11 protein-coding genes and 1 tRNA gene are annotated in these 12684 nt (G+C 64.5%); 4 read left to right on the top strand and 8 right to left on the bottom strand.

Annotation, left to right across the window (positions count from 1 at the left end; all coding sequences use genetic code 11):
* Positions 1-36 precede the first annotated feature (36 nt).
* Both VFZ97_11225 and gltB read right to left on the bottom strand, forming a co-directional pair.
* A complete protein-coding gene (locus tag VFZ97_11225; GenBank protein ID HEX6394006.1) occupies positions 37-1503 on the bottom strand; it encodes a glutamate synthase subunit beta in 1467 nt (488 codons plus the stop codon).
* Positions 1496-6085, bottom strand: a complete 4590-nt coding sequence (gene gltB / locus VFZ97_11220; GenBank protein HEX6394005.1) for a glutamate synthase large subunit — start codon at positions 6083-6085, stop codon at positions 1496-1498. Before gltB ends, VFZ97_11225 begins: the two co-directional genes overlap by 8 nt.
* A 173-nt stretch (positions 6086-6258) precedes the next feature.
* On the opposite strand from gltB, the gene VFZ97_11215 reads away from it, so the two are divergent.
* A tRNA-Val gene (locus VFZ97_11215) sits at positions 6259-6335 on the top strand.
* Between the two features lie 175 nt (positions 6336-6510).
* Complete coding sequence (locus tag VFZ97_11210) at positions 6511-6951, top strand: cyclic nucleotide-binding domain-containing protein (GenBank protein ID HEX6394004.1); 441 nt, start codon at positions 6511-6513, stop codon at positions 6949-6951.
* 27 nt (positions 6952-6978) lie between these two features.
* Here VFZ97_11210 and VFZ97_11205 read toward each other — a convergent pair whose 3' ends face one another.
* Complete coding sequence (locus tag VFZ97_11205) at positions 6979-7434, bottom strand: VOC family protein (protein HEX6394003.1); 456 nt, start codon at positions 7432-7434, stop codon at positions 6979-6981.
* Between the two features lie 154 nt (positions 7435-7588).
* Between VFZ97_11205 and VFZ97_11200 the strand changes: the two genes are divergently transcribed.
* The gene (locus VFZ97_11200; GenBank protein ID HEX6394002.1) at positions 7589-7828 is read left to right on the top strand and encodes a hypothetical protein; all 240 of its coding nucleotides are present in this window, start codon (positions 7589-7591) and stop codon (positions 7826-7828) included.
* Here the strand turns inward: VFZ97_11200 and VFZ97_11195 are convergent.
* The 4 genes from VFZ97_11195 to VFZ97_11180 form a co-directional block, all read right to left on the bottom strand.
* Positions 7825-8037 (bottom strand): hypothetical protein, encoded by a 213-nt coding sequence (locus tag VFZ97_11195; protein HEX6394001.1) that lies wholly within the window; start codon positions 8035-8037, stop codon positions 7825-7827. The two genes, VFZ97_11200 and VFZ97_11195, sit on opposite strands and share 4 nt — an antisense overlap.
* 104 nt (positions 8038-8141) lie before the next feature.
* The gene (locus VFZ97_11190; GenBank protein ID HEX6394000.1) at positions 8142-8672 is read right to left on the bottom strand and encodes a DUF4262 domain-containing protein; all 531 of its coding nucleotides are present in this window, start codon (positions 8670-8672) and stop codon (positions 8142-8144) included.
* A 50-nt stretch (positions 8673-8722) separates the two neighbouring features.
* Positions 8723-9175, bottom strand: coding sequence for an HNH endonuclease signature motif containing protein (locus tag VFZ97_11185; protein HEX6393999.1), 453 nt, complete (start codon positions 9173-9175; stop codon positions 8723-8725).
* Positions 9156-9914: a hypothetical protein gene (locus VFZ97_11180; protein HEX6393998.1), complete on the bottom strand. Its 759-nt coding sequence runs from the start codon at positions 9912-9914 to the stop codon at positions 9156-9158. The genes VFZ97_11185 and VFZ97_11180 overlap by 20 nt, the downstream gene beginning before the upstream one ends.
* Before the next feature lie 376 nt (positions 9915-10290).
* Here VFZ97_11180 and ligD point away from each other — a divergent pair, with 376 nt between their 5' ends.
* Entirely contained in the window at positions 10291-11838 is a 1548-nt protein-coding gene (gene ligD, locus VFZ97_11175; GenBank protein HEX6393997.1) for a non-homologous end-joining DNA ligase, read from the top strand.
* Here the strand turns inward: ligD and VFZ97_11170 are convergent.
* Positions 11835-12632 carry an alpha/beta hydrolase gene (locus VFZ97_11170; protein HEX6393996.1) on the bottom strand — a complete coding sequence of 266 codons (798 nt, stop codon included), beginning with the start codon at positions 12630-12632 and terminating at the stop codon, positions 11835-11837. The two genes, ligD and VFZ97_11170, sit on opposite strands and share 4 nt — an antisense overlap.
* Positions 12633-12684: the final 52 nt, after the last annotated feature.

Genomic DNA, 12684 nt, shown 5'->3' with positions numbered 1-12684 from the left:
ATTGTCTCGGCTCCGCGGGAGAGGGCCGGGTTCGGCCTAACCCTGCGGCAACGGCGAGGGAAGCAGCGTCTCGCTCTCCAGCCACTGGTCCGCGGCGGCGGCCGCCGAACGTCCCTCCGCGATCGCCCACACGATGAGGCTCTGACCTCTCCCGGCGTCACCGCAGACGAAAACACCGGGCACGTCGGTCTCGTACGACGCCGACCTTGCAATGGTCCCGCGTGGCGTGAGGGACGCTCCGAACGCCGATGCCAGTGCAGGCTCGGGGCCGGCGAAACCCAAGGCGAGCAGCACCAATTGGCAGGGGAGATCGAACTCGGTTCCTTCCACCGGATCGAAGCGGGGGCGCCCGTCGACCATCGCCATCTCCACCTCACAGGCGCGCAACCCTGCAACCGTTGCGTCCTGGTCCGCCACGAACTCGAGCGTGTTGACGGAAAACAGCCTCTCGCCGCCCTCCTCGTGCGCGGACGATGTGCGGAACATCAGTGGCCAGGTCGGCCAGGGAGTCGAGGGGTCCCGCAAGTCGGGAGGTCTGGGCATGATCTCGAACTGGTGCACCGACAGCGCACCCTGCCGGTGAGCCGTTCCGAGGCAGTCGGCCCCAGTGTCGCCCCCGCCGATGATGACCACTCGCTTGCCGGCTGCGCTGATCGGGGTTGCCGCCGGCGGATCATCCTCGTACGTCGCGCGGTTGGCGAGCGGCAGGTACTCCATTGCGTGGTGGACGCCCGCCAGGTCGCTACCCGGGATGGGCAATTCACGCGGAACAGTCGCGCCAACGGCGATCACGACCGCATCGTGCGCAGCGCGAACGTCCGCGGCGGAAATCGACCCCGGGGCGGTCTCTGCGCCGACCGACACACCACAGACGAACGCGGTGCCTTCGGCCGTCATCTGCTCCAGGCGGCGGTCCAGATGGCGCTTCTCCATCTTGAACTCCGGGATCCCGTATCGAAGGAGGCCGCCGGGCTTGTCGTCGCGCTCGTACACGGTCACCGAGTGGCCGGCTCGGGTCAACTGCTGCGCCGCGGCGAGCCCGGCGGGACCGGAGCCGATGACGGCAACGCGCTTGCCGGTTTGCTTTTCGGGAAGGATCGGCTCCACCCAACCTTCGTCCCACGCCCGGTCGATGATGCTCACTTCGACCTGCTTTATGGTGACCGGGTCCGAGTTGATGCCGAGCACACAAGCTGATTCGCAGGGAGCCGGGCAGAGGCGGCCGGTGAACTCCGGGAAGTTGTTGGTGGCGTGGAGGCGTTCGATCGCCGCCTTCCACTGGTCGCGATATACGAGGTCGTTCCAGTCCGGAATCAGGTTCCCGAGCGGGCAGCCGTCGTTGCAGAACGGGATCCCGCAGTCCATGCAGCGGCTGGCTTGCACCTGCAGCCGCTCCGTCGGGAAGGGCTCGTAAACCTCCTTCCAATCGCGCAGCCGCACAGGCACCGGCCGGCGATGGGGGAGTTCCCGTCCTGCCTCCATGAATCCAGTCGGCTTACCCATGGCTGGCAGCCATCACAGCTTCGTCGACCGACTGTCCAGTTTCCTTCGCACGGCGCATCGCGTCGAGCACCCGCTTGTAGTCGCGGGGCATGACCTTCACGAACTCGCCGGAAGCCCTCGGCCAGCGGGAGAGCAACCGTCCCGCCACCGACGACCCGGTTTCGTTGGCGTGGCGTTCGAGGATGTCACCGAGCCAGCCCACCTCGTCCTCGTCGCAATCCTCGAGATCGACCATCTCACCGTTGACGTTGGCCCCGAACGAACCGCGGGGGTCCCACACGTAAGCGATTCCGCCCGACATGCCGGCCCCGAAGTTGCGCCCGGTTGGGCCCAGCACGACAACCCGCCCGCCTGTCATGTACTCACAGCCGTGGTCGCCGACACCCTCGACGACCGCGACCGCGCCCGAGTTGCGAACGCAGAATCGTTCTCCCACCAAGCCGCGGATGAACGCCTCGCCTCCCGTGGCTCCGTACAGGATCACGTTGCCGGCGATGATCTGCTTCTCGGGAACGAAACTTGCCGGCGCACGCTTCGACGGCCGGACGATCAACCGGCCCCCGGACAAGCCCTTGCCGAGGTAGTCGTTGGCGTCGCCCTCCAACCGCAGGGTCACGCCGCGGGGCACGAAAGCGCCGAAGCTCTGGCCGGCCGAGCCGGTGAACGAGATGTCGATGGTGCCCTCCGGCAACCCGGCCGCTCCGTACCTGCGGGAGATCTCGGCGCCGAGCATCGTTCCCACAGTGCGGTTCCCGTTCCTGATCGGCATCTCCAGCCTTACCGGCCGAACGTCGGACAACGCCGGCTGGCACAACTCGATCAGCTTTTGGTCGAGGGCCCGGTCGAGCCCATGGTCCTGCTCGATGACGCGGTGACGGGCAGCGCTTTCGTCGACATCGGGCTCGGCGAGGATCGGGCTCAGGTCCAAGCCGTTCGCCTTCCAGTGGTTTACGGCCGCCTGGACATCGATGAACTCGGGATGGCCGATCACTTCGTCTAGCGATCGAAAACCCATTGACGCGAGAAGCTCGCGCACCTCTTCCGCGACGTACTCGAAGAAGGTGACCACGAACTCCGGCCGCCCGGTGAAGCGCTTGCGCAACTCGGGGTTCTGGGTCGCGATCCCGACCGGGCAGGTGTCCAGGTGGCAGACCCGCATCATGATGCAGCCACTGACCACGAGAGGAGCGGTGGCGAACCCGTACTCCTCCGCGCCGAGCAGAGCGGCGACGAGGACGTCGCGGCCGGTCTTCAACTGGCCGTCGACCTGCACCACGATCCGATCGCGCAGCTTGTTCAGCATGAGGGTCTGCTGGGTCTCGGCCAGACCCAGCTCCCACGGTGCGCCCGCGTGCTTGATCGACGTCAGCGGCGACGCACCGGTGCCTCCGTCGTGACCCGAGATCAGCACCACATCCGCATGGGCCTTCGATACGCCGGCGGCGACGGTCCCGACGCCGACCTCGGCGACGAGCTTGACGTGGATCCGCGCCCGATTGTTCGAGTTCTTCAGGTCGTAGATCAGCTGGGCCAGATCTTCGATCGAATAGATGTCGTGATGCGGCGGAGGGGAGATCAGGCCCACGCCAGGCGTGGAGTAGCGGGTTTTGGCGATCCACGGGTACACCTTGTGCCCCGGCAGCTGCCCGCCTTCGCCGGGCTTGGCGCCCTGAGCCATCTTGATCTGCAGGTCGTTGGCGTTGACGAGGTATTCGCTCGTCACTCCGAAACGACCCGACGCCACCTGCTTGATCGCGCTCCGCCTCAGATCGCCGTTGGGGTCGGGGGTGTAGCGGTCCGCGTCCTCGCCGCCCTCACCGGTGTTCGAGCGCGCGCCGATGCGGTTCATCGCGATCGCGAGCGTCTCGTGCGCCTCCGCGGAGATCGACCCGTAGGACATGGCACCCGTGCTGAACCGTTTGACGATCGACGCGATCGGCTCGACCTCGTCGATCGGGATCGCGGTTCGCCCGAGTTCGGCGGCAGACCGCAACCGGAACAGCCCACGCAAGGTCCCGAGGCGTGTCGCCTGGTCGTCGACCGCGCGCGTGTACTGCTTGAAGATGTCGTACCGCTGTGTCCGCGTCGAGTGCTGCAGCTTGTGGACCGTCGTCGGGTTGAAGAGGTGGTACTCGCCTTCGCGCCGCCACTGGTACTCGCCGCCGCCCTCGATGTCGCGGTGGGCGAGCTCGGTCGGACGGTCCGGCCACGCCTTCGCGTGACGAGCAAGAACCTCGGCAGCGATTTCATTCAGGCCGATGCCGCCGATACGACTCACCGTGCCGGTGAAGTACTGGTCTACCAGCTCTCGGGATAGCCCGATGGCCTCGAATACCTGTGCACCCGTGTAAGACGCGACCGTGGAGATACCCATCTTGGACATCACCTTGAGGATTCCCTTGCCGCACGCCTTTACGTAGTTGTGCACCGCGTGGCGCGGCGTTACCCCCGTGACGATCCCGTCGCCGATCATGTCGACGATCGAGTCGAACGCCAGGTACGGGTTGATCGCCGAAGCGCCGTAGCCGAGAAGAAGCGCCATGTGGTGCACCTCGCGGGCCTCTCCCGTCTCGACGACGAGACCGACGCGGGTGCGCGTCTTTTCCTGGATCAGATGGTGATGCACCGCGCTCACGAGGAGCAGAGCGGGGATGGGCGCGAACTCGGCCGAGCTGTGACGGTCGGACAGGACGATCACCTTCGCGCCGAGCGCGATCTCCTCGCTGACCTTCTCGCAGATGCTGCCGAGCGATTGGCGCAGCGCCTCTCCCGGATCGGGTGTGTCCACCGGAAAATGGCCGTCGATCGCGAACGTCCGCCACCCTGGCACTCCGCCGTCCTCGTCGATGTAGAGCAGCTTGGCGAGCTCCTCGTTGGTGAGGATCGGTTGCGGCAGGACGATCTGGTTGCAGCTGTCGGGCTCGGGAGCCAGAAGGTTGCGCTCGGGCCCGAGGGTCTTGTGGATCGACGTGACCAGCTCCTCGCGGATCGCGTCGAGCGGAGGGTTGGTCACTTGGGCGAACAGCTGCTGGAAGTAGTCGTACAGGACGCGGGGCCTCTCCGACAGCACGGCGATAGGGGTGTCGGTGCCCATCGACCCGATCGGCTCATACCCGGTCTTGGCCATCGGCGCGACCAAGATCTTCAACTCCTCGGATGTGTAACCGAACAGCCTCTGGTGGGTGACGACCGACGCGTGCTGGGGGGTGAGCGTGAAGCGGTTGGGGAGGTCGTCGAAATGGATCTGCCGCTCCTCGAGCCAGTCGCCGTAGGGGTGCTCGGCGGCCAGCACGCTCTTGATCTCGTCATCGGTGACGATCCGCCCCTGCGACGTATCGACGAGGAACATCCGGCCGGGTTGCAGCCGGCCACGCTCGACGATCTTCGCAGGGTCGATGTCGAGCACGCCTACTTCGGAGGCCATGACCACGAGACCGTCGTCGGTGACCCAGTACCGCGAGGGACGCAAGCCGTTGCGGTCAAGGACGGCGCCAATCAGCGTCCCGTCGGTGAACGCGATCGAGGCGGGACCGTCCCATGGCTCCATGATCGAGCTGTGGAACTGGTAGAAGGCGCGGCGAGAGGCGCTCATGGTGCGGTGGTTTTCCCAGGCCTCCGGGATCATCATGAGCACCGCGTGCGGCAGGCTCCGGCCGCCGAGATGCAGCAACTCCAGGACCTCGTCGAACGTGGCCGAGTCGCTGGCGCCGGGAGTGATGATCGGGAACGCGCGCTCGAGGTCACCGGGGAACAGGTCCGACTCGAGCAGCGCCTCCCGGGCCCTCATCCAGTTACGGTTGCCCTGGAGGGTGTTGATCTCACCGTTATGGGCGATGTAGCGGTACGGGTGGGCGAGAGGCCAGCTGGGGAACGTATTCGTCGAGAACCGGGAGTGGACCAGGGCCAGGGCCGTGTCGAGGCGCTCGTCCTCCAGATCGAGGAAAAAAGTCTCGACCTGGGGCGCGGTGAGCATCCCCTTGTAGACGACCGTCCTGGACGAGAGGGAAGCGAAGTAGACGTTCTCGAGCTCGTGCTCGATCCGCTTGCGCAGGATGAAGGCACGGCGCTCTAGGTCGGGCCCGCTATGTCCGGGTGCTGCGACGAACACCTGGCGGAATACCGGCATGGCCGACAGGGCGATGCTGCCGATGTCCGACGAGTCGATGGGGACGTCCCGCCACCCCACGACGGCCATCTCCTCGGACGCGGTGATCCTCCCGATCTCGCGTTCCGCCTTCTGACGCGCCTCTGTATCCGTCGGCAGGAATGCGACCCCCGTTGCATAGGCCCCGGCAGGCGGTAGCTCGAAGTCAACCACCGCCCGGTAAAACGCATCAGGGACCTGGATGAGGATTCCCGCCCCGTCACCGGTGTTGACCTCCGCACCGGACGCGCCGCGGTGCTCGAGGTGGCAGAGGCTGCTCAGCCCCTTGCGGACGAGGTCGTGGCTGCGCCGGCCGTGCATGTCCACGACGAAGGAAACGCCGCACGAGTCGTGCTCGAATTCAGGTGCGTATAAATCTCGCGGCGAACCGAGAGCCATATGCGTCCTTCCGGGGATCGATCCGACTGGTCCTCGCACGAAGGGACGACGCTGGCCCTTGCTGCGGACGGACATGATACGTGATCTGTCCTACCCCGCGCTGGTTATTTCGTCCTTCTTGGCGGTTTGTCGGCCTCTGGGATGGGCCCCGGCAGGTGGCTGCCGGTGCTCCCGCCCCCCGTTTGCCATCGGAGGCTATGGTGAAAGCACCAGGGCGTGTGGCTCAGTCTGGTAGAGCGCGTCGTTCACACCGACGAGGTCCCGGGATCGAGGCCCGGCACGCCCACCAACACGCATGGGGGTTGCGGCTCACAAGGGGCTCCCGGCGCTACGCCTGGCGTAGCGATGCCTCCTCCGAGGTCGACGGCGCGGAAAGTCCGGGTGCATCGCTCGTCCCGATGTAGCGCCTTCCAGTCGACAGATCACTCTGGCCAGGAGGCCACTATGACTAGGAGGATGGTGCGTTGAAGACGGACCGTACTGTCGAAATGCTTCGCGTGATTCCTTCGCTCGCGTCCCGCACCGACCGTGAGCTCAAAAAGCTGGTGCCCCTCGTCGACGTTGTCGACATCAAGTCAGGCCAGGCGCTGACCGAGCAAGGCCGGTATGACAAGCAGGCTTTCGTAATCGCCGAGGGGTGGGCGGACGTTGCTATCGAAGGCGAGGTCATCGCGTCACTGGGGCCCGGCGATTTCGTCGGAGAGGTGTCCATGTTGATCGGCGGTCCGCGGACCGCCACGGTCCAGGCAGCGACTCCCATGACTGTGCTGGTCATGGGCCAAGCGACGTTCACCTCGTTCATCTCGAACGAAGCGATCTCGCCGGTGCTTTCCAAGCAGCTTGCGCGCCGACTCCGTACCGCTGACGGAGGGTTCCACCAAACAGCCGAATCGATTCAGAGCTGATCGGCGGTGCGCTGAGCCCGTCGGCTGCTACCCGGGCATCTGCCCCATGCGCTCCTGCATCTGCTCTGGAGTCAGGTCCTCGATGTGAGTGGCGATGCTCCAGCGATGCCCGAAGGGATCCTCGAACTCACCGCCTCTGTCCCCGTAGAACTTGTCCTCGACGGGCCGAAGTGACTTTGAGCCGGCCTTGATCGCCTTGTCGAAGGTCGAATCAACGTCCTCGACGTAGACATGAATCGTGACCGGGGACCCACCCACCGTCTTGGGTGACGGGGCGCCCATCTCAGGGAACTCGTCGGCGAGCATGATCACCGAGTCGCCGATCATCAGCTCGGCATGCCCGATCTTGCCCTCGGGACCCGGCATCGACATTCGTTCCTTGGCGCCGAGGATTGTCGTGTAGAAGTCGATGGCCGCCTTTGCGCCGTCGACATGCAGGTAAGGCATAACTCGGGGGTATTCGTCGGGGATTGGCTTCGCCACTTCCGTTCCTCCTGTCTTAGCGGAGCAGTTGTATGCCCACACCATTAGCACGGCAGGGCCGCGTCCGGGAACAGGCAAATCCACCTTTTTCGCGGTCCACTGTGGCCGGCGGGTGCGTCGATTAACCTTGGACCGCTTCACCGAAGGGAGATTCGTGTCAGTTCGCTTTCGGCCCCTGACGGGCCTGATGATCCTCGTCGCCGTGGCCCTGGTCGTGATCGGTGTCGTGTACTTCACGACCACCGCCGCCAACCTGCCGTCGTTCTTCCCAGGCCACCTCAAGGGGTCCGCTCATCACCACATCAAGCACGGCATCGCCTCCGTGACCCTCGCTGTCATCGCCCTCATTGCGGCTTGGTTCACGACAGCACCCTCCCGCCACACCGCGCCTTAGGCCGCATTTCGGCTTCCTGACCGGAGGGGAATGTTGGGGTCGGTTGCCTGGACCATCCAACCCGGCTCGGCGCTACCGGTCATCCAAACCTTGGCGTAGAGAACGGTCCCGATCGCCTGGAATCGCAGTGTGTAGTTCACACCACCACCGGCGGGGAAGCTCACTGAGGCCAGGTTGGTCAACGTCGACCCGACCTTCTTTTGAAGCACCAGGTGCCCTCCGTCGACGTAGGCCCTGTACTACCGGGTTGCGACCGCAGTGAGCGGCGTTGCAGTTGTCGGCGGTATCAATACGAACGACACCAAATATTTGGCTACACCGACTGTGGGAGCCTGATCACTACCCGGTTGTCGTCACGCTGCATCCAATTTGGGTGCCGTCGAACCTTCAGTGGTCCCAGGACCGGCTGAGTGGTTTGGTGCCTGAAGCAACAACTTCCATCAGGTAGAAGCACCTGCAGGGCAGTGAGCCGTCCGACATCGACGTCCCCGTAGCACCAGTTCCACGCGGCCATGAGCCCGTCTCGGAGATGTTCTTCGTCGATTTGAACGAGACCAAGTTTGGCGGCGCGCTTGTATCGAAATGATCGCCATTGGTCAATTCGATGCCCTCGGCTCACAAATCTGCCCACGTCGCAGAGGATCTCGGCGGCGTCCGCGATCGGATAACCGCTGATAAGGAGTTCGGGATGATCGCACTCGTCGATCAACCCGATTGTGTACACCACGCCTCGGTCTTCGGGGCCGTCCCCGACGCTCATGAGCGTGAAGCCGAACCTCGATACCTTGCACCGCAGGCTGTCGACGAAATCTTCATGCGTCTCACCTTCACAAAAGGCACACACCCGGCGGCCTCCTTTCAAGAATGTTCAGTGGGAACGAAAACGTCGGTCTTCTAAGGGGGCTTGCTTTCTTGCCTGTCACCTCGTGGCCTTCCACTTCGCTTTAGCAATCCGGCCTTGCGGTCTTGTTCGGTCTTGGCTTGGTGGTCGGTGTAGCAGCGAGGTTGAAGGTTCTTGTAGCTGGTGGGCCCGTTGTTGGCGACTGGGTCGACGTGATCGAGTTGGAGTCGGTGGCGTTTACCGCAGTCGGCGCATTTCTTGCCGTCGAAGTCGGGCGGGTCGCCGATGTCGAGCGCTGCGCGCAGGTGGGCCGGGATGTGCCGGCCGAATCGGGCGAGCTTGATGATGTCCACCCCATCATGAAGCACCGCGTTGATGAACGCGTCTTTGGCGAGTTCTTTGGCCAGCTCCGGAGTGATCGGACCGCCGTCGACGATGTGGCAGGGTTCACCCTCGTGAGTGTGGCCGCGCCGCCAGGCCCGAATGTCACAGAGGATGGTTGTCACAGAGGATGGTCAGCTCCACGTTGGTCGAACGTTTGGAGTCACCGCAGTTGTTCAACATGTCGACCAGCGAGTCAGCTGCGTAGGCGTCGAGAGGTTCGACTTCGGTATCGGCGTCTTGTTTGGCTGCCTTGCGCAACCGGTAAGCCCCCAGCTCGATGCGCCGAACCAGCGGCAAACCGGTCCCAGGCGGCAGGGCACCTTGGAACCGGACCATACCCATGCCGTCGGTCCAGGACCGGAAACAGCGGGCTCTTCGTTGCCGCTCCTGAAGCTCTTCACGTTTGATTGCCGCGAGACGCCGGTCCCGTGCCTCTTCGCGCAGGCGGCTCAGATCCGTCGTGGGAGCAAGCTCAACCAGCTCACCCTCGCTTCCGGGGGCCTCCTGGGCGGTGTTGGTGATCTCCTCCGCCTGATCGAGCGACAGCTTCCCGCCCAGGAGAGCGTCCTTGGTCTTGTCCCCCATATTGCCGGCGGTCTTCAGCTTCCGTTTCGCCTCACCGGGGGTGATGTCGGAGTGGCGGGCGAGCCAGTCCGCCCCGTCGGCATAACCCTTCTGCTCATGGGCCTTGCACTCCACCGCACGCGCCGCGGCCAAAAGCCGGACACCCGCACAGGCCTTCTCGGCCAACGAGACTCTCTCGGCGATCAGCGCACAGTCAGCACCCGAGTAGATGCCGGCGTCGAAACCCGAGGTGGCGTCGAGTAGACGATCGACTGCTTCGATGATGGATGCCGGCACAACACCTCCTCCAAGGCGCGCAAAACAAACCTGTACTGGAGGAGGCCGCTTCAAAGCATTGACACGCCCGGCCTCGAGGCGCCACTCACCAGACTATCGAACAGACGTTCGCCTGTCAAGCGCACGCCCGAGCCAGTTCCTGGCTTGGGGGATCAGTCTGCGCTCCGGATTCGAGGTGGCCGAGGCTTGTTCTGCGGGAAGCAGCTCGGCGAGTTACAGGCTGACCAGACCGTGAGTGAGTGCCCATACCTCGACGGCCAGCTCGGCCGGATCGTTTGATGCGACCTTGGGAAAACGACCAGCGCCGGTGCCGAGGGATTTCACGGGAACTGGATTGCCAGCCGCGTAGCAGCCAGGCCCTGGGTACGTTGATTGCGTGCCATCCGACCGGCTGGAGCGATACCGCGCCAAGCGGAGTTTCGACACCACCCCCGAACCGTCGGGCGCCCCAACCGGTGAAGAAGCCGACCACCGGGACCAACCGCGCTTCGTTGTTCAGAAGCACGCTGCGAGGAGGCTGCATTACGACTTCAGGTTGGAGGCGGACGGGGTACTCATCTCCTGGGCTGTACCGAAGGGCCCGTCGTACGATCCGAAGGAGAAGCGTCTAGCCGTCCACGTCGAGGACCACCCGCTCGACTACGAGGACTTCGAAGGGATCATCCCAGAGGCTCAGTACGGGTCGGGCAGTGTCGTGGTGTGGGACCGTGGGACCTACAGAAACATCACCGAGAAACGGGGCAAGCCCGTCGACGTCACAAGTGCCGTCAAAGCCGGGCACCTTTCGATATGGCTCGAAGGCACCAAGCTCGAGGGGGGCTGGTCGCTCACCAGGACCGGTGGCGACGACAACTGGCTCCTCATCAAACGTTCTGACGAGTATGCCGATCCCTCGAAGAACATCACCGAGACGGCGCCCGAGTCGGTCAAGTCAGGCCTCAACATCGAGGATCTCGCCGAGCAACCCGACCCCGACACGTGGACCCGCGAAACGGCGACCTGGATGCCGCCGATGCTCGCACAGCCCCTCAAGAAGACCGAGCTGCGTGCCATTTCGGACGACGAATGGGAGTACGAGCGAAAATTTGACGGGCTTCGGTGCCTCGCCGTCCGCAACGGCAAGGACGTCACGCTCTGGTCACGCAACCACCTCCAATTCACATCTCGGTTCCCGGAGATAGTCGAAGCGTTGAGCAAGCTGCCCGCGGACAACTTCACCATCGACGGAGAGGTCGTCGCGTTCGTCAGGGGCCGCACCAGCTTCGCCGAGCTGCAACGTCCCGGCCGAACTGCGAAGCCGGTCTACTGCGTATTCGATCTTCTCCAGTTGCTCGGCAAGGACACGACGATCCTGCCGTTGACAGACCGCCACAAACTTCTCGCGCAAGTACTTGAACAGGCGAACGACCGGATATCCCTCGTCGAACGTTTGAACGGCGAGCCTCAGGCCCTCCTGGACGACGCTTGCAAGAACGGCTGGGAGGGTCTGATCGCCAAGCGGACATCAGCCCCATACCAGTCCGGCCGGAGCCACGATTGGCGCAAAGTCAAGTGCTCGGCGAGCCAGGAGCTGGTTGTCGTCGGCTGGACCGACCCCACGGGATCACGCATCGGGTTCGGAGCGCTGCTAGTGGGCTACTACGACGATAAGGGCACGATCCACTACGCGGGCAAGGTGGGCACCGGCTTCGATGACAAGACGCTGAAAGATCTGCACGGTCGGCTGGCCAAGGCCGAGGTCCAACAGCCGCCGGTTGCTGAGACGGTGAAGGAAAAGAAAGCCCACTGGGTCCGGCCCGAGTTGGTCGCGGAGATCTCATTCACCGAGTGGACGACCGACGGCAGGCTGCGCCATCCGAGCTTCCAGGGGCTGCGTCCGGACAAGAAACCGAAGGAAGTCCGGCGGGAAGACCAGATGGCCTAGCCGGTGCGGGCCGCGATCCACGCCGCCATCGTGGAGATGACGTCGCTGTTCCGCGGCTCGTTGAAGATCTCGTGCCACAGGCCCGGCCACAACACCGAAGTCATGTCCTCACTAGATGCGGACGCCACCAGATCGCGCAACGCCTGCGGGCTGACGAGCAGGTCGCTGCTGCCGTGCATCGCCAGGATCGGCAGGGTCAGCTCCTTCAGTCTCGAGCGGACCCCCTCGACCTGAGCGAAGGACTCGATGAACCTGCGGGGAGGCGGTCCGAGATACACGAGCGGGTCGTCTTTGTAGGCCTGGACCACCGCCGGGTCGCTCGACACCGCATCCGCCAGCCCGAGATCGGGAATCTCCTCGAGGTCGGCCAGGGCGACGATCTCCGGCGCCACATACAACAGCGCTCCGGAAAGGAGGAGCCCGGTCAGGCGATCCTGATGATCCTCGGCATACGCGGCCGCAATCAGCCCGCCCATCGAATGCCCTACCAGGAAGAGCGGGCCCGATGGGGCTGCATCCCTCACCAGATTGACGAACAAGTCCAAGTCGGCGACCGCGGCCGCCACCGACCCGATGTCGGCCCGGTCACCCTCGGACTGGCCGTGCCCCCGGTGGTCCAACGCCCACGCGGAGAAGCCAGCGGCGTTCAGGGCGGACGCGACGTGCGAGTACCGCCCGGAGTGCTCGGCGAAGCCGTGCGCTATCACCACCTGCGCCTTCGCCGGGGCTCCCGTATCCCAATGGCGGTAGTACAACCGACCGCCCGCGAATCGTCCTTCCAGCATCTTGCTCATCGCCAGCATGATGTCACGTCGCGCCGGGCGGGTACCGTGCGAGTGCAGATCA

This window comes from Acidimicrobiales bacterium, from assembly GCA_036378675.1.
Lineage (GTDB): Bacteria > Actinomycetota > Acidimicrobiia > Acidimicrobiales > Palsa-688 > DASUWA01.
The sequence above is the reverse complement of the archived record's forward strand: the minus strand, read 5'-3'. Positions and strand labels throughout refer to the sequence as shown.

What these genes read in the sequence shown, in the direction of transcription:
- VFZ97_11225 (HEX6394006.1), bottom strand. Translation starts at nt 1,503, where the DNA reads ATGGGTAAGCCGACTGGATTCATGGAGGCAGGACGGGAACTCCCCCAT.
- VFZ97_11170 (HEX6393996.1), bottom strand. Translation starts at nt 12,632, where the DNA reads ATGAGCAAGATGCTGGAAGGACGATTCGCGGGCGGTCGGTTGTACTAC.